The sequence below is a fragment of the Clostridium sp. YIM B02506 genome, assembly GCF_022324845.1.
GTDB classification, from domain to species: domain Bacteria; phylum Bacillota; class Clostridia; order Clostridiales; family Clostridiaceae; genus Clostridium_T; species Clostridium_T intestinale.
Window position 1 is genome coordinate 1 of sequence record NZ_JAKGTG010000016.1, and the last position, 17,461, is coordinate 17,461.

16 protein-coding genes and 1 rRNA gene are annotated in these 17,461 nt (G+C 29.1%); 3 read left to right on the forward strand and 14 right to left on the reverse strand.

Annotation, left to right across the window (positions count from 1 at the left end):
• The 8 genes from L1S49_RS12905 to L1S49_RS12940 form a co-directional block, all read right to left on the reverse strand.
• Positions 1–69, reverse strand: a 16S ribosomal RNA gene (locus L1S49_RS12905); the annotation flags it as partial.
• A 440-nt stretch (positions 70–509) separates the two neighbouring features.
• Positions 510–1,160 carry a hypothetical protein gene (locus tag L1S49_RS12910; RefSeq protein WP_238905124.1) on the reverse strand — a complete coding sequence of 217 codons (651 nt, stop codon included), beginning with the start codon at positions 1,158–1,160 and terminating at the stop codon, positions 510–512.
• Between the two features lie 12 nt (positions 1,161–1,172).
• Positions 1,173–3,047: a DUF4173 domain-containing protein gene (locus tag L1S49_RS23410; protein WP_238905126.1), complete on the reverse strand. Its 1,875-nt coding sequence runs from the start codon at positions 3,045–3,047 to the stop codon at positions 1,173–1,175.
• 1 nt (position 3,048) lies between these two features.
• Complete coding sequence (locus L1S49_RS12920) at positions 3,049–3,258, reverse strand: helix-turn-helix transcriptional regulator (RefSeq protein WP_021803858.1); 210 nt, start codon at positions 3,256–3,258, stop codon at positions 3,049–3,051.
• Positions 3,259–3,275: 17 nt separating this feature from the next.
• Positions 3,276–3,767 (reverse strand): DUF2975 domain-containing protein, encoded by a 492-nt coding sequence (locus tag L1S49_RS12925; RefSeq protein WP_238905128.1) that lies wholly within the window; start codon positions 3,765–3,767, stop codon positions 3,276–3,278.
• On the reverse strand, positions 3,764–5,077 hold the full coding sequence (locus L1S49_RS12930) for a radical SAM protein (RefSeq protein WP_238905132.1): 1,314 nt from the start codon (positions 5,075–5,077) through the stop codon (positions 3,764–3,766). Before L1S49_RS12930 ends, L1S49_RS12925 begins: the two co-directional genes overlap by 4 nt.
• Before the next feature lie 329 nt (positions 5,078–5,406).
• Positions 5,407–6,009, reverse strand: coding sequence for a deoxynucleoside kinase (locus tag L1S49_RS12935; RefSeq protein ID WP_181603648.1), 603 nt, complete (start codon positions 6,007–6,009; stop codon positions 5,407–5,409).
• Between the two features lie 78 nt (positions 6,010–6,087).
• A complete protein-coding gene (locus tag L1S49_RS12940; protein ID WP_238905134.1) occupies positions 6,088–7,035 on the reverse strand; it encodes a GNAT family protein in 948 nt (315 codons plus the stop codon).
• 159 nt (positions 7,036–7,194) lie between these two features.
• Between L1S49_RS12940 and L1S49_RS12945 the strand changes: the two genes are divergently transcribed.
• Together L1S49_RS12945 and L1S49_RS12950 are read left to right on the forward strand one after the other, a co-directional pair.
• Positions 7,195–8,406: an SAM-dependent methyltransferase gene (locus L1S49_RS12945; protein ID WP_073022755.1), complete on the forward strand. Its 1,212-nt coding sequence runs from the start codon at positions 7,195–7,197 to the stop codon at positions 8,404–8,406.
• 25 nt (positions 8,407–8,431) lie between these two features.
• Positions 8,432–9,088 (forward strand): DUF4230 domain-containing protein, encoded by a 657-nt coding sequence (locus L1S49_RS12950; RefSeq protein WP_181602064.1) that lies wholly within the window; start codon positions 8,432–8,434, stop codon positions 9,086–9,088.
• Between the two features lie 113 nt (positions 9,089–9,201).
• Here L1S49_RS12950 and L1S49_RS12955 read toward each other — a convergent pair whose 3' ends face one another.
• Positions 9,202–9,957 carry a tRNA threonylcarbamoyladenosine dehydratase gene (locus tag L1S49_RS12955; RefSeq protein ID WP_073022757.1) on the reverse strand — a complete coding sequence of 252 codons (756 nt, stop codon included), beginning with the start codon at positions 9,955–9,957 and terminating at the stop codon, positions 9,202–9,204.
• A gap of 163 nt (positions 9,958–10,120) precedes the next feature.
• Between L1S49_RS12955 and L1S49_RS12960 the strand changes: the two genes are divergently transcribed.
• Positions 10,121–10,813 carry a 5'-methylthioadenosine/adenosylhomocysteine nucleosidase gene (locus L1S49_RS12960; RefSeq protein ID WP_238905136.1) on the forward strand — a complete coding sequence of 231 codons (693 nt, stop codon included), beginning with the start codon at positions 10,121–10,123 and terminating at the stop codon, positions 10,811–10,813.
• Positions 10,814–10,886: 73 nt separating this feature from the next.
• On the opposite strand, the gene L1S49_RS23415 is transcribed toward L1S49_RS12960, so the two are convergent.
• The 5 genes from L1S49_RS23415 to gshAB form a co-directional block, all read right to left on the reverse strand.
• Complete coding sequence (locus tag L1S49_RS23415; RefSeq protein WP_238905138.1) at positions 10,887–12,410, reverse strand: SH3 domain-containing C40 family peptidase; 1,524 nt, start codon at positions 12,408–12,410, stop codon at positions 10,887–10,889.
• Positions 12,411–12,568: 158 nt separating this feature from the next.
• Positions 12,569–13,516, reverse strand: a complete 948-nt coding sequence (locus L1S49_RS12970; RefSeq protein WP_238905140.1) for an alpha/beta hydrolase — start codon at positions 13,514–13,516, stop codon at positions 12,569–12,571.
• A 298-nt stretch (positions 13,517–13,814) separates the two neighbouring features.
• Positions 13,815–14,603: a hypothetical protein gene (locus tag L1S49_RS12975; protein ID WP_181602061.1), complete on the reverse strand. Its 789-nt coding sequence runs from the start codon at positions 14,601–14,603 to the stop codon at positions 13,815–13,817.
• Between the two features lie 204 nt (positions 14,604–14,807).
• Entirely contained in the window at positions 14,808–15,086 is a 279-nt protein-coding gene (locus tag L1S49_RS12980; protein ID WP_238905144.1) for a metalloregulator ArsR/SmtB family transcription factor, read from the reverse strand.
• 18 nt (positions 15,087–15,104) lie between these two features.
• A complete protein-coding gene (gshAB, locus tag L1S49_RS12985; protein WP_238905145.1) occupies positions 15,105–17,447 on the reverse strand; it encodes a bifunctional glutamate--cysteine ligase GshA/glutathione synthetase GshB in 2,343 nt (780 codons plus the stop codon).
• Between the last annotated feature and the right edge of the window lie 14 nt (positions 17,448–17,461).

Below are 17,461 nucleotides of genomic sequence, written 5' to 3' on the forward strand. Positions count from 1 at the left end.
TCGCTCGACTTGCATGTGTTAAGCACGCCGCCAGCGTTCGTCCTGAGCCAGGATCAAACTCTCAATTTAAGTGTCACACTAATGTGCACAAATTTTAGTTTAATCTTACTCTAAGAATTACGTTGACTATAAAATAAGTTTATTCAAAACTTCTTAAGTTTCCTCTGTTTAATTTTCAAAGACCATTTTTTCTTTTTCGCTAATCTCTCTCAGCGACAAGTGTTATCTTATCATATACACTTTTTTCTGTCAACAAGTTTTTTCATTTCTTTTTAATCAATTTTTGTTGATTAATTTTTCATCTGAAATGTTTTGTTGTTCTTGCGACGTGTTTTATCTTACCACCTCTACAATACATAATATTTCTCTATATTCCTAGTTATATTAAATTATTCTTATTTATCTAATAATTCCTTTTAATTTCTTTGTTTTCTTATTATTGATACACTAGGAATAGTGTTCATATGATTGTATCACTAAACTAGCAAATCTCTAGTATTAAATATTATTTAAGTATCTAAAATATAGATATAAAGAATATTTTTATCATAATCCATAACCCCAAAATCAAAATTATGAGCTGCCATATTCATACTATCATCTGGATATTCTTCTGCAGCCCTATCTCTAAAATAATAAGATCCATTTTTGATATCTCTAGGAATTTTACCTAGATACTCTCCATATATATACTCTTTACCTCCAAAATAAATTTTTCTTTTATTCTCAGCACTTATGGGTAAGGAATCCCAGCGACTGTTCTGTTTTATGTCATTAATAAACTCATCTTTATCCGAATCACTAATTTCTATTATAGAGAAATACTCCCCATCCCCATTGAATCCTCCATGAGTATCATTTTCTTTTAGTATTGAGGAATATTTAGGTATATCTATTCCTATTGTTCTTTTATAAAAATTTTTTTCATCTATATATTTTACTATCCCCATTATCAAACTAAATGAAAATATAAAAGTAAAAAACCATAAACTTGTTTTTAAAAACTCGAATTTACCTATAGATTTATATTCAATTGATATCCAGACAATAAATATTACACATAGTCCCAAACCTACAGATCCCTTTATAAGTATGGGTATATCAATTAATAATATTATTAATAAACCTAGTAATATTACCACTCCAAATTTCTTAGACATATAGACTTCTCCTTACTTTACCTTCTCCAATCTATATTTGTTAATATTGAACTCTCTAAAGTCCTCATTTTTATATCTTTTTCTTAAAGCCTGTTCAAAGCTCTCTTTTAATTCAGAATATGCAGTCTCATCTTTTACCTTCTTTATCTCTACTAATGAATCTATGGACAACTCTTCTGTGATATATCCTATGTCTATTGTTTTTGTTACCTTATATTGTTCTAGATTTTGTTTAGCTATATACCCATCTACGTTTATTATATTTATAAAAGCACAAAACACGAACAATGTTACAATCAATGCATGTTTAAATGCAATCTTTCTCCATATATTAATTATATATAGAAGAAATACTATTCCTAAGAAGGCTAAAACAACTTTTACAGAAAATCTTAATCTTGTAAAGCCATATTTATCTATATACATATTCATTTTATAGTTAGATGAAATAATCATATTTGAAGTTAATAAAATTAAATATGTGTATTGTATTTTTAAGATGTTTCTATATTTAGAGATAACATCTCTTGTAAGAAAGCTACATATAGCTATAATTATACAGTTTATTATCACTACAATAACTAACTGCATAAAGCCCTCTCTTGCATATTGTGAGTACAAAGCTCCTATTGAATTTTTATTTATATATAAATTAGGAATTTGTATTAATGTATAGATAGTATATAACCCTAATAATGATATAAGAAAACTTATAATTATTAGTGGCGATATAGTTTTTTTGATACTTACTCTAGGCGAGGCTTTATAATCACTAGTGCCAAGGAAAACCGCCACACTATATAAAAACATCCAAATCATTAATAATATTCGTAATATCCATTGTTCTAGCCCTATATTTTTAAAGTTAAACAATTGTTTTAAACTTGAAAAAATCGAAGAAATAAACTGACTGAAATATACATCTGATTGAGAAAGCAGGCTTATCAATATAATTGCTAGAGGTATAAAGATTAAAAATCCCACTATTACTGCATTAATACTCTCCCTATGTGTTCCTTCCTTTTTATTGACTTTTATAGTATTTTTAAGTTTTCCAAAACTGATTTTAATGAATATAAATGGAGTAAGTATCGTTTCAGATAAAAATGCTCCTAAAGACCTAAAAGATATACTGAAATCATTAACTAGAGCATTTGCTAAGAGAATATTTATGATAGGTAGAAGTAGTACGTTTATCCATTTTATAAAAGCTACATTATATATCCCAAAGTAAAATGAAGTAACAAGACTTAAGATAAGAAAACCCAAACCTAGGATACTTTTCTTTATTTTATTTTTATTATTTATAAAAAAACAAGTCAGAAATAATATATTGAAGATAGCAATATTTATCCCTAATGGTCTTAAATCAGAGGCTACTTGTCCTACGAGAAAATCAAATAATATTGTTAATACTAAGGAGTACATGACTATCATAGAATTACTACTTGAAGCTTTTTCTACCATTCTTTTATTTCGTTTTTTCCTGCTAACTATATATTTAAACCACTGAGAGTTTTGAGGCAGGTTCACAAAGGTTTCTAATATATTATAAGAAGCATATCCTATATCTAAATCTATCATAGCCTCTACTGCCCTCATAAGATTAGAACTTTCTCCATAGGAAAGCATTAAAAATTTATCCTCCGTAAGTATATTAAAAAATCCCTCTTCATTCTCTATTTCTATAAAATAAAACAATTCCTCATTATTAAGCTTATTAGATTTAAACTTAAATCTTACATCATAGTCTTCTTTTACAATAAGTTTAATGATTTTTTCTATACCATTCTCATTTTCACATTCAAACTTTATAAATCCAAAAGCATTATCTAACTTTTTACATAAGATATCATTTCCCTTTGATGGAATTACATTAACCCACACATTATTCCTCCTCTACAAACTCTAAAATATCACCCGGCTGACACTTCAGCTCCTTGCATATAGCCTCTAAGGTTGAAAATCTTATAGCCTTAGCCTTATTATTTTTTAATATAGATAGATTAGCATTCGTAATTCCTACTCTCTCTGCTAATTCATTTAAAGACATCTTTCTTTTAGCCATCATAACATCTAAATTTACTATTATAGGCATATTTACGCCCCTTTCTCTTACACTGTATAATCATTTTCCTCTTTAAATTCTATTGCATTTTCAAAGACTTTTGATAAAACATATATAAATAATCCAGCAAAAATAAATATTAAAAACTCCATATCAGTATGGATTCCTGTGTTATCTATATAAATAAGTTTATATTGTCCGCTAGAAAAATTTATTATGAGATTTATAATATAGCATGTAGCTACTGTAATGCAACATATTGACATTCTTTTTAACGCTTTAACATTTTCTCTTGTAAATGGATTTTCTTTAACTAAACTATCCATTATAGATCTTATATTAAAAACTATAATAAACACACAAAAACAACCAATTATAAGTAATAAAAATACTCCAAAGCTTTCTAAATTAGTTATTTCTCCTTTTAATTTAAAAGCTTGTTTTAATGCTTGAAAAAAATATAAAGCACCTCCTACTAATAAAATATCTAACATAATTTTTAATGCTTGAGATAATGATTTTTTTCCATAGTATTTCATATAAATTCACCTCGTATATTTAAACTAGTTTTTGTATCTCCAAGACTTATTTTATACCCTAAGTTCATGGCTAAATTGTAAAAAATATTTGTTTTAGACTTCTTTAATCTCTTAAATATAGATTTAAATGAGTAAAATTCTTTTCTAAACCACATATAACCATCGAATAATTCCTCGGGGTGCATATTTTTAGGCATAAAAGCTACTCTAGTCTTTCCGTTATAGTAACTCCAATCCTCACTAAGCAATCTCCCCTCCTCCTTTAGCTGCTCGTATATAGGAGTTTTAGGTAAAGGTGTTAATATGCTAACTGTTACTCCATCTATTCCTAGTTTATTGCAGGCATCTAGAGTTCTTTTAAACACATCCTTTCTATCTGTATCAAAACCAAAAATTATTCCCGCTTGAATACAGATACCATTAGAATGTACCTTATCTATTATACTTTTGTATTTATCAACATTATTTATTCCTTTATTAACACTCATTAAACTCTCTTTAGAAAAAGATTCAATTCCTACAAAAAGATAAACACATCCAGATTCCTTAGCTAATTTAAGTAATTCTTCATCTTTACACCTTTCTAAAGTCACTTGAGCTGCCCATCTTTTATTTAGTTTTTTTAATTCCTTTAAAAGTATTTTTGAGTAGTCAGTATCTCCCCAAAAATTATCATCCCAAAACACAAAATATCTACTTTTTATTTTTTTTATTTCCTCTATGACCTCTTCAACAGGTCTAGTTCTATATGGCTCACAATATATTTGCTTTAAATTACAATAACTACATTTATAAGGACATCCCCTAGAAGATATAACTGCTCCCTTTGTGAAATGCCTACCATAAATTAAATCTCTTCTAGCTATTGGAATATTGTTTAGGTTAGGAACTTCTTTGCAAATATATTCTTTTTTAGCTTCCCCATTATAAAAGTCCTCTAAAAATTCAGGCCATATAAGTTCTCCTTCACCTATCATTATATAATCACAATTGTTTTTAACTTCCTCTGGAAGCAATGTAGCATGAGGTCCACCCATAACTATCTTAGAACCTTTTTCTCTAAAAACTTTTGATATATTGTAACAGTGACTGGCATTAGAGGTATTTACTGTTATTGCAACTAAATCAAAGCTCTCTTTATAAGGAATTTTTTGATTATATTCATCAATTAGTGTTATTTTATATTTACTTTCATCTATAAAAGCAGCTAAATAAGGCATAGTAATTTGAATAAAATTATTAAACTGCTTTCTCCTAAATTTATTTATCTCCTTGTTCTCTGGAGTTATTAAAAGAATTTTCTTCTTCACATGTTCACCCCCTATATGAGCATTATATATCCTCACTAAGCAAATTACAATATATTTTTATTGTTATTCAATAAAAATATATTGTTTTATTGTTATTCTCTTCAAAATCTTCTGCACTCCTATGCACCTATTCTCCACTGCTCCACTTTTCCTATTTTGCTGTTTTCCTATTTTCCTGCAGTCCTGTGTTTTTATGCTTTTATGCTTTTATGTTTTTATATCATATAATCATAGAATTAAATTGATTTTACGAGACTGTAGAAGAAGTCTCTACAGGATAGGAGTAAAAAAATAAGGAAATCACAAAATAGTTTGCAATTTCCTCTTTATTATTGAAGTTCTTTTAATTTTTCATCTATTAATTTTAAGACATATTTTCTATCTTCAAGATTATTTTCAAAATCCAAAGAATCTACGTTTATTTTTAATACTGGTGATATATCATAAGCATTAAAATATTCAGTATACTCCTTATTAAGGGTTTCCCAATAAGCTCTTTCAACCACCTGTTCGTAGTCTCGTCCTCTTTTTCTAATCCTATTAATAGCTTGGTCTACTGATATTTCTAAATAAACCATAAGCTTCGGTGCTTTAACGTGTTCTAATATATTTTCTAAAAGTTCTCTATAAACATCAAATTCTTCTGATGTCATATCTCCAGTTATCTCTAATAACTTTGCAAAAATAGCATCTCCATATATACTTCTGTCCATCACAGAATTCTCTAATTCTGCTGCTTCCTTTATATACTTGAATCTATTATTTAAAAAGAATACTTGAAGTGCAAAAGCATACTTCTTTCTATCATAATAAAACTTCTCTAGTATTGGATTATTTACAACAGGTTCTTTAAATGCTGTATACCCTAGCTCTTCTAAAATATTCATCAGAGTGCTTTTTCCTGATCCTACTACACCATCTATAACAATCATATCCCAAATTCCTTTTCTATCTACTTTTTTTAATATATCACCATACACATTGAACTGCACTCTTATTTTCCTCCTTAGTTAGCAGGAATATTCACTATTAACGTTATAAAAAACTACGTGATCTTTCCATTCACCATTTATAAATAAATATTTTTCACTTATTCCAAGTTCCTTAAAACCACAGCTTCTAAGAACTCTTTGAGACTTAGTATTTTCAATCATAGCAGTAGCTTCTATCCTATGGAGTTCTAATTCACTAAAAGCATATTTAAGTACAAGCTTAACAGCTTCCTTCATATATCCCTTTCCCTGTTCATTTTCATCAATAGAATATCCTATAAATGCATTTCTAAAAACTCCATAAACTATGTTTGATATTCTTATTTTTCCTATAATCTTGTTATCTTTAAATATTCCTAAGTCTATTCCGGTTCCATCAATAAGCTGCTTATAACTTTCCATTAAAATAGAATATTGTACTTCATAGGTATAAAAACTTCTATCTTTTTGAGGCTCAAATTCTTTTAAATGGTTAAAGTTCCTTATATAATAATCTAACATTTCTTGAGCATTATCAGGAGTAAGATTTTTAACTTCAATATTGCTCCCTTTTAGCTCTATAACAGAAGGTTTCCTATTTTTAATTCTGTAATCATACATATTAAGGCCAAAAATAAGTTCACTTTTATGAGCACCAGACACTATTAGGCTATCACTCAATACTCCCTCTAACTCAAAACCTACTAATAACAAACTGTTTATAGGCATGTCTTCACTTACATATAAGTTAATCTTATAGAATTTTTCTTTTTCAAAAAAATAACTAGCTATGTTTATAAGTGAATCTCTTAAAAGTTCTTTTTTTTCACTCTTAAAAAACTTAAGTCTTAAAGAACAGCTCTTGTTCTCACGATCTAAGTTTATTACGTTTATTTTACCTATATTTAGTTTTAAATAATCTTTAATAGAGTACTCAAAGTCACTTTTACCTATAGGCTCAATGCTCACTCCAAACTTACTTGCCATAAGTCCATCTCCTAGATTAGCGTATATTTGTGCATACTTAACATTTCATAATTATATCACAAATAGAACTCCTCTTCACTTAATAATTTACTATTTACACTTAAAGCATTATAATCTTAATATTGTTTTATATTAATTATTATGGAAGGTAGTGATTTTATGAATAAACAGAACATCGGTAAAATAAAATTATTCTTAATAGGACTAGAGAATAGATTTAGCGAAAACAGTTCTATATTTAAAGATATACATGTTGTTTATAAATCTGGTTTAAAAGAATTTAAGGGAGTAGGTAGTTATAATGAGGAAAATATCTCATATAATTTTAATGGGAAGACAGAAAACTACACTCTATCTGAACTTTGGAACAGAGTAACTAAAGAAGCTGAAAATTATGACGAGGTTTCTATTCTATATAGAGAGCGTGGAACCGACATTTTAATCACTGGGGACAACAAAAATGTAAAAATGCAGAACAAAGAAGTGCCAGAAGATTCTACAATAATTTCTTCTAATGAAACAAAAGAAACTTCTCCAGCTAACCATTCGCAAGAAACTTCTACTCTTTTAAACAGAGACTACTACATAAAGGTCGGAAAAGCGGATGCATTGTTAAAAGAAATCGGCATAATGAGTAAAGACGGGAAAATTAAAAATAATAAGATACGTAAATATAATCAAATAGACCATTATGTAGAACTTTTAGAGGGAGTTTTAGATTCACTTCCTAAAAATAAAGTTATTACAATATTAGATTGTGGATGTGGAAAGTCTTATTTAACCTTTGTTTTGAACTATTATTTAACTGAAATTAAGAGAAGAAAGTGTAAGTTTATAGGGCTTGATATATCTGAGGGAGTTATTAATTCTTCCAAAGAAATGGCTAAAAATCTTGGTTATAGAAATATGGAGTTCCATGCTATAGATATAAAAATGTATAAACCTAAGGAAAAGATAAATGTCGTTATGTCTTTACATGCTTGCGATACAGCTACAGATATGGCACTTGCTCTAGGAATTAAACTTGAGAGTGATTGTATTATAGCTGTCCCTTGCTGCCATAGACAAATGCTTTCTCAATATAATTACGAACCTTTTGAAGGAATTACTAAACACGGCATCTTAAAAGCAAGGCTTGCAGATGTTTTAACTGATGGAATGAGAAGTATGATGTTAGAAGCTAAAGGGTATGATGTTTCTGTAGTTGAGTATATATCACCTTTAGAAACTCCTAAGAACTTAATGATAAGAGCTTTAAAAACCTCAGATGAAAATTACGATTTAATGAGTGAGTATTTAAATTTGATGAGTTCTTTAAATGTATATCCTGCTTTATATGAGTTTTTAAATGAAGGATGGATGGCAGAATAAGAATTTAATATGATTGGGGGGTTTTATGAGGAAATTTAAAAGAAAGGTTGTTTTTCTCTCTATTTTAGCAGTATTTTTTGTTTCTATAGGTTTTTATACTTGTTACAAATTATTCAACAAACCTACAGATAAAGTCGAACAATGGGTTTCACCTGATTCAACAGAAAATACTAAATTTATCTCTCAAGAAAGCATTATTGACAAAATACACGAAACTCAAAAATTAATCACCCTAGAAGCAGACCTAAAAGAAAGAATTTTGCTAAATGATAGCTGGGGAGAGTGGGAAGTGTTTAAAAAAGTCAAAGGAATAACTTTTTACGGGAAAGGTAGTTATTCATTAGATTTTTCAAATATAGATAAAGGGAACATAAAAATTGATAAATCTCAAAATTCAATTTCTATAACATTACCAAAACCTATCGTTGAAGATGTAACCATATATGAAGAAAAAACTGTTTATGAAACAACTACTAATGGTCTATTAAGATTTGGAGACATAAAGTTATCCCCAGAACAGACTATTTCTATTTCTAAAGAGGTAAAAAAACTAATGAAAGATAAAATGGTGGAAGATGAGCTTTACTCCAGTGCTGAAACTAACGCAAAAAGCTCTATTGAAAAACTTTTGAGGCCTTTATTTCCTAATGAATCCACAATCATAGATATATATTTTGTATAATAAAAGAGTCCTAGCTAGGACTCTTTTATTATAGTTATCCACAGTATATATTTTTATAAACATGCTTATCCACAATTTTTCACTACTTATCAACTGTTTTCTGTGGATACTTTTTATATATTTAAAATATCTTTAACCACTTGTGAAGCTATAATCATTCCTGCAACTGGTGGAACGAAGCTAATACTTCCTGGTATTTGACGTCTTATGGTACATTTTTTAGTACCACCTGTACATACACACCCTGTTTTACAGGTTACTACATCTTCTGATTTTGGCTTTATTGGAATTTCCTCAGAATATACAACTTTTAATGACTTAACTCCTCTTTTTCTAAGCTCATATCTCATAACTTTAGCTAAAGGGCATACTCTTGTCTTATATATATCTGTTACTTTAAACTGAGATGGATCAAGTTTATTACCAGTTCCCATAGAACTCATTATTTTTATATTTTTATCTTGGCAATACACTGCAAGTGCAATTTTTGCAGATACAGTATCTATAGCATCAACTACATAGTCAGTATCTTCTGAAATAAATTCTGGAATATTCTCTTCAGTAACAAATGTTTCATAAGTTATAACATTACATTTTCTGTTTATAGAAAGAACTCTTTCTTTCATAACTTCAACTTTTGACTTGCTTATAGTACTATAAGTTGCATGCACTTGTCTGTTTAAATTAGTAAGACAAATAGTATCATCATCAATTAAAACAAGGGTACCTACTCCTGCTCTAGCTAATGATTCTACAGTATAACTTCCAACTCCACCTATTCCAAATACAATTACTTTAGAATTTTTTAATTTTTCTAGTCCCTCTGAGCCTATTAAAAGCTCTGTTCTAGATAATGAATGTTGCAACATATGGCATTTCTCCTTTATATATGAAAGTTACAATTACATAATTAATTGAATCACTATATCATTTTAGTTTATATTTTATAATAAAACAATACGTACTTTTATTGAGTAAAATAATTCCTAAGGTTATAATGTATAAGAGTAATATTTTCTGGGAGGAATTTAAATGATTATAGGAATAATTGCCGCAATGAATGAGGAACTAGAAATTCTTCTAAAGGATATGCACGTTCAATCAACAGAGGAAAAAGCTAAAATGACTTTCAATAAAGGAAGTTTATGGGGAAAAGAGGTTATCGCAGTAGTATGTGGCGTTGGTAAGGTTAATGCAGCTATTTGTACTCAAATATTAGCTAGTGAATATAAAGTAGATACAGTAATAAATGTTGGGGTTGCTGGAGGAATAGGTAAAGATATTTACCCAGGAGATGTAGTAATAGCTAACAATCTAGTAGAGCATGATATGGATACTACAGCTTTTGGAGATAAACACGGTCAAATTCCTAGACTTGACACTTTTGATTTTAAATGTGATGATGAGTTGGTTAAATTTGCATTAGAAGCTTGCGATGAAGCCAAAGATATTAAAACATTTTTAGGAAGAATAGTTACTGGAGATCAGTTTGTTGCAAATATAGAAAAGATTCAATGGTTATCTTCTGAATTTGAAGCTTTTGCTTGTGAAATGGAAGGTGGAAGTATAGCTCATACTTGTTATTTAAATAGTATACCATTCGTAGTTATACGTTCCATTTCTGATAATGCTAACAACGGAGCTCATATGGATTTTGAAAAATTTGTTCCAATTGGAGTTAAAAACTCTACTACTATTTTAGAAAAAATGATTAAAAAGATGTAAATCAGGGATTTCCCTGCTTTTAGTATGAATAATAAGGTGTAGTTTACTTAAATTTAGTAAACTACACCTATTTTTAATTTAAAATTCTTCTTATTCTTCCTATTTTACTCCAAGGTACATCTGCAATTTTAACGTAGCTTTTGGAATTAGAAGATTCAATCCATTGATTGTTTCCTATATACATACCTACATGTCCTATATCTGAATAGAATAGAAAGTCTCCTAATTTTACATTTTCTTTTGAAACCTCTACCCCATTATTTATCTGATCATAAGTAGTTCTACCTATATTTATTCCTGCTTGTTTAAATCCCCAATATAAAAATCCTGAACAGTCAAAAGACCTATAGCCTTTATCTACGTACTGCTGAGCTAAATTATATTCTCCACTTTGAGCTGCAGCTGGAAATCTTACTTTTATCTCATTTAAAAACGATGTTGTTAAAAGTTCTCCTGCACCTCCATATACATAAGGTGCTCCTATTTGAGCTTTTAATATATTTAAAATAGCAGTATATGTTTTAGATATATCCTCTTCATTTGACGCCTCTACTTTTTTAACATAGTCCTTGAGCACATATCCAACTTTACCATTATAATTTATGTTAACCCAATCTCCAGAAGTTCCTAATATCTTAAAGGAGTCCCCAGGTAATAAATAACCTACAACTGCACTAGTATAATCTGAAGTAGGTTTATCTCTAAGCCTCAAATTAGTACTTACATTAACAACTATCCCTATCTCCTCTACAGTTTCAGGCGGGTTCGTAGGTGTAGTAGGTGTAGAATCATCTACAAGTTTTATATAATCCTTATGTGCATATCCAGAAACACCATTTGCATCTATACTATACCAATCTCCGCTCTGGCCTTTTATACTAATTGATTGTCCATTAATTAAATACCCCACTATAGCGGAAGATGTGTTTGCTTCTTTTCTTATTCTTAAACTTGAACTCACATTAATAACTTGTCCCTTGCTTTTAACTGGACTTGTTGGACTTGTTGGATTAGTTGGAATCTCGGGCGTGTTTGATCCTGAGACTTCTTTTACATAGTCCTTGTACACATAACCTATTGTTCCATTTATATCTATACTATACCAATCTCCCGATTTACCTTTGAGATTAATCTCTTGTCCATTTTTCAAGGTTCCTATTATTTGCGCTGAAGTACTAGCTCCGCCTCTTATATTTAAAGCACTACTGACGTTAATAACTTGTCCTTTTGATGATGTATTTTCATTTCCACTTGGTGGATTAGTTACTGGGGTAGCACCAGATTCTTTAACATAATCCTTATATACATATCCAACTACACCTTTTGCATCTATATTATACCAGTCACCTGATTTTCCTTTAATATCAAACTCTTGTCCATTTACTAGATAACCAATAACTTCAGAGTTAATATCAGCAGCCTTTCTTATTCTTAGATTACTACTTACGTTTACAACTTGTCCTTTAAGCTGAGCCACAGATTGTATCGAAACATCATTTGTTTGCTGTACTGCATTAGCTTCTTCACCTAAAATATGTGAACTTGCAGAAACGGTAGCTGCTACTATTAATAGCTGAGTTATTTTTTTCTTATTCACCTTTACATCCCACCTTACTTCTCTGGATTATTCTTCTAAATTAATTATACTTTAATTTTCGAGAAAGTTAATGTTTTATTTAATAAAATTTTAATTAACAAAAAAAAACTAAGTTAAGAATCTTAATATTTCTTCCTAACTTAGTTTAAATCCAATAATTAAAACAAATCTCTATCTATATTGAGTTTTTTACACACCTGTTTTAAACTTGATTTGTCATTTATATTTACTTTAAATAATATATATTGTGCTAAAAATCTTTCAAAAGGTAGCCAACTTCCATGGGTCATTGGTAATATATATCTTACTCCACCTCTCATCTCTCTAAACAAAGAGGTTCTACTTCCTAACGGAATTGTTTCATCTAATAACGCATCAATAAAAGTGACCTTTGATTTATCTATAAAATGAGCATAGGAAAGAGGATCTATTTTGAATAAAGGATGTATTTCACTAGATTTACATAGCTCAGCTAAAGTCATTTTCTTAACTTTTCCAAGTTGCTGCCTGTAAGTTTCATAAAGCTTTTTCTTATCATGAAGAAAATATTCTTCCCTAAGACCAGCTTTGAACAGCCTTCTCACAAAAGCCGCCGTAGGCGACCTATGTAATATCTTAGGGAGATGACCCCCTGTGGTCATAAATATACCTTTATTTATTCTTTTATCAATAGACATTGTTATGGATGATAGCATTCCCCCTAAACAATATCCCATTATTAAATTATTAGGTTTCCAGATTCCTTTTTGTTCTAATAAATCTATAGTTGATCTAACATCTACTACCGCATGTTCCCAAAACTTATACATTCTTTTAATATCAGGATATAAAAAACTTCTGCCACTAACTGATCCACTCTCTACCCTTGTATAATTCCCTGGAAGAACTGGTATAGCACAATGCACTCCAGCTGATGCTAGATGACTTCCCATCCATAAGAAAAATCTTATATTTCTACTACCTAGGCCATGAAGAAGTATGACAGATGCCCTTACTTCTTTTTTAGGTTCAAAATTATATACCTCAACAGACTCCGTCCCTATTGCAGGTGCCTTATACAAGGTTTCAAACTTAGTATAGTTACATCTATAATTTACACCCTTCATTATATAGCCCTCTACATATTTAATAGGTTTGGTTCTGTATCTAAAGTCGATATCCATTTATAAAATTCCTTAAAATTAATATATAAACAGTATATTCATTTTATTACTAGAGAGACACTCTCTTGTTCTCAAGTCAATATTCAAGCTCGCATAAACACTATATATTCTTATATTCTTATATTCTTTTGTTCTTTTGTTCTTTTGTTCTTTTATTCTTTTATTCTTTAAAATATAAATTCTAGCTAGTAAAATTTAAAAAGGTGTAGCAAAATATTTTTGCTACACCTTATATTAACTACTAGTGTTTGATGTGTTCATGATCATTTAAGTGATCCATACAATACTCATGCTCACCATCACATTTGCTACAATATCTAAACTCCATATCAGGATTTGTTCTTTCTGTTACTCCGCATATAGTACATCTATGCATTGTTCTTTTCATTTCAATTACGTTATTTTTATATTTTCTATGAACCTTTTTATTTCTATTAACTAAAGATTGGTATATATCTCTTCCAAAAAATAAAATGAAGTTTAATAAGGCTACTATAATCACAATCTTTGTTGTTAAGCTTCCTGTTGCAAAAGAAAAGAGTAAGAAACCTCCACTAAGCCATCCTAAATATTTCATCTTAACTGGAAGTACAAAGAATACTAATATTTCAAAGTTAGGATAAATATATGCAAATGCAAAAAACAATGACATATTCAAATATGTTGGAACACCTATTCCACCAGTTATAAACGTAGCTATTATAGTTCCTAATATTCCAACTAAATAATATATGTTGAATTTAAATGCACCCCATTCATACTCTAAAGAGTTCCCTATCATATAATAGAAATATAGAGTTATCAAAGTCCAAAAAGAATTTCCTTCTGGTATGAATATGAAAGTTATTAATCGCCACACCTCGCCATTTAATATTGATGAGCGGCTTAATGCCAATCTATATGCTATATTAGCAGCTGGAATCATATACTCAATAAATAGAACCCCTGCAGTTATAATTACTATATATTTCATTAATCCATGTATTGCATATCGACCATATTTTCTCTGTAATTTATCTAAAAATCTCAAATCCCTTAACCTCCTCAATATAATTAAGTCTCATAGTCACATTTTATTATTACTATACTATCATTTATCTTAATTGGAATCAACTTAACTATATGGATACTAATAACTTTTTCTATTTATATTCTATCTGCTATTAGTTAATAAGTATATATGCTGATATAAGAAAAGACTGCATAGATATTTTTTTCTATGCAGCCTTACTGATTACCTGCTTTCTTTTTCATAAATCTCTTCAGTAACTTTAATTAGATCCATAACTTTAGGACTTCTAATCTTATAATAGATAAACATTCCTCTTTTTTCAGCCTCTACTATTTTTGCATCCTTTAATATCTTAAGATGCTGCGATAGGTTTGCCTGGCTAAATTCAATGTCTTCATTAATCTCACAAACACACCCTTCACCTTCATACAGCTTCTTTAGTATTTTTATTCTTATTGGATGGGCTAATGCTTTAAATATATTAACTTGAAATTCTTCCATATAACACACCTCTTAAATCTAGCCCCTGAATAGTAAATTAAGAACTTTTTCCCCTACGTTTCTATTCTTTCCCTTGTAAGGATAACAATGAATGTGTATAGCTGGGTTAAAGTTTAACTCTATAATTCCATAGTTATCTTTAGATATTTTCTCATTAATGTTAGTAATCATCATATCTACTCCACATATAGATGCACCCACTGCTTTAGCTGCTTTTATAGCCATTTCCTTATAGCTTTCATCTATCTTATCTGTATAATCAATACTGTCCCCACCAGTACTAACATTAGAGTTTTCTCTTAAATATACAATCTCATCTTTGTTTGGCACATAAGTAAAGTCCTTACCTTGAGCTTTTAAGAACATCTCTTCTATTTCACCTAGAGATATTTTTTCAAGAGGTGTTTTATATCCCTTTCCTCTTAAACTATCCTTATTCTTTTCCTTAACTAGCTCCGATATATTATTTACTCCATTACCACATACATTGGCTGGTACTCTGTGAAGTATTCCTACTACTTCATCATCTATAACTAAAAATCTATATTCTTTACCTTCTATAAACTCTTCTACTAAAACCGTATTATCATTATCAAATGCTATTTCTAGCGCTCTTCTAAAGTCATCTTTATTAAATCCATCCTTAAATATAGATATACCTATACCAAAGTTAGTAGATTTAGGTTTTATAACTATTTTCTTATTCTCGAACTTATCGTAGAACTTCATAGCTTCTTCTACGCTATTATAATTTTCTCCACTAGGTATTCTAACTTCATTTTCTTTCAATACTTCCTTAGTAACCACTTTATTTTCCATAACAAGAACAGTACTATAAGAATCTTTGGAAGTTTTAGTAGCTTGCTTTACGTACTCTGTTTTTCCATTAAAGCTAAGACTTATAAAATTCTCTTTTCTATCTAAAACTTTAAATTCTATACCTCTTTTTATAGAATCTTTTATTAATATCTGTGTTGATAGTTCTAAGTCTTCATATCCTATTAAATTAAAGCTCTTTTTATTAGTTTCATCTAAATATTCTTTAGCTTTATCTATATGAAAGTCTACATATGATTTCTCTTTTATTCCTTGAAGAACCTTATAAGAGTAGGTTTGCTTTGAATCTAATATTTTTTCCTTAGCATTCGATAATATATTCAATAAAAACTCTTCTTTAATCCCTAATTTTCTAACTAAAAGCTCCATATCATATATAATTTTTAAAGCTTCATCCTTTAAAAGCACTTTTTCAGACTTACTATTTAATATTGTTAAATCTGATTTCCTTCCCAATGTAGCTACTATATTATGATTTATATTAGAAATCTCCTGCTCTTTTTCATTAAACTGTCCATCTTCTTTTAATAACATATAAATTAAGAAAACATTTATTAAATATAAATCCTCAAGAAATATTCCATTTTTACTTAATGGATTCAAATCTAATATTCTGACCTCTACATACTTTATACCATCACTTTTTAATATTTCTAGAGAATTCTTACCGCCTATGGATTTAACCCTAATAGGACTATATAATTCACTTGCATTTTCAATCTTATTACAGCTAATTAATTTGTTTATACTTTCTATATAATCACTTAAACTATCATAATTAATAGGAAAATCTTCTTTATTTTTGTATCCACATATTCCATTTCTAAGAGATACTAGATTTTCAGAATAGCTAGTTTCATTTTCTAAACTTTCACTAATTTCTACACAGCTATCCATGTAGCTTTTATGAAATACGGGACTTGCCCCAGTAAGATATATTAAAAACCATCTATATCTCAAAAAATTTTTTACTGTTCTTAAATATATAGTGCTTTTAAAATCCTTAAAATCTTTATTATTGCTAAACTCTCTATATACATATCTTAAAAAATCTTCATCAAAGGAGAAGTTAAAATGTATGCCTGATAACAGTTGTTTCTTTCTACCGTACTTCTCTGCTAATTTCTCTCTATATTCTCTCTCAACCTTACCAGTCTCTCCATAACAAGCTATTGGAATTTCACCATCACTTGGTAATATAGGAGGATTACTCTGAGGCCATAGATATTCATCTTTTAATGTACTAGAAACTATATTCTGGAGATTCTCCAAAAAGTCATACATCTCCTCTAAGCTTTTACAGGCCGGTGTTACTACCTCTACCTGACTTTCAGAAAAGTCTGTTTTAATAAAAGCATTTTCTAATTTATCTCCAAACTCCATTGGATGAGCGGTTAAAGCTAAGTGTCCATCTTTATATACTCTAACATTCTCTTTCTCTATTCCAAAATTACCTTTAAACAAGTCTTCACTTAAGTTTTCTTTAACTAAAAAATCCAGTAATTTATTATCAATACCTTCCATCCTAACACCTTCTA

Coding starts and splice junctions, on each gene's coding strand:
- L1S49_RS12910 (WP_238905124.1), bottom strand. CDS start 1,160: ATGTCTAAGAAATTTGGAGTGGTAATATTACTAGGTTTATTAATAATA.
- L1S49_RS12920 (WP_021803858.1), bottom strand. CDS start 3,258: ATGCCTATAATAGTAAATTTAGATGTTATGATGGCTAAAAGAAAGATG.
- L1S49_RS12925 (WP_238905128.1), bottom strand. CDS start 3,767: ATGAAATACTATGGAAAAAAATCATTATCTCAAGCATTAAAAATTATG.
- L1S49_RS12935 (WP_181603648.1), bottom strand. CDS start 6,009: ATGATTGTTATAGATGGTGTAGTAGGATCAGGAAAAAGCACTCTGATG.
- L1S49_RS12940 (WP_238905134.1), bottom strand. CDS start 7,035: ATGGCAAGTAAGTTTGGAGTGAGCATTGAGCCTATAGGTAAAAGTGAC.
- L1S49_RS12945 (WP_073022755.1), top strand. CDS start 7,195: ATGAATAAACAGAACATCGGTAAAATAAAATTATTCTTAATAGGACTA.
- L1S49_RS12950 (WP_181602064.1), top strand. CDS start 8,432: ATGAGGAAATTTAAAAGAAAGGTTGTTTTTCTCTCTATTTTAGCAGTA.
- L1S49_RS12955 (WP_073022757.1), bottom strand. CDS start 9,957: ATGTTGCAACATTCATTATCTAGAACAGAGCTTTTAATAGGCTCAGAG.
- L1S49_RS12960 (WP_238905136.1), top strand. CDS start 10,121: ATGATTATAGGAATAATTGCCGCAATGAATGAGGAACTAGAAATTCTT.
- L1S49_RS12970 (WP_238905140.1), bottom strand. CDS start 13,516: ATGAAGGGTGTAAATTATAGATGTAACTATACTAAGTTTGAAACCTTG.
- L1S49_RS12980 (WP_238905144.1), bottom strand. CDS start 15,086: ATGGAAGAATTTCAAGTTAATATATTTAAAGCATTAGCCCATCCAATA.
- gshAB (WP_238905145.1), bottom strand. CDS start 17,447: ATGGAAGGTATTGATAATAAATTACTGGATTTTTTAGTTAAAGAAAAC.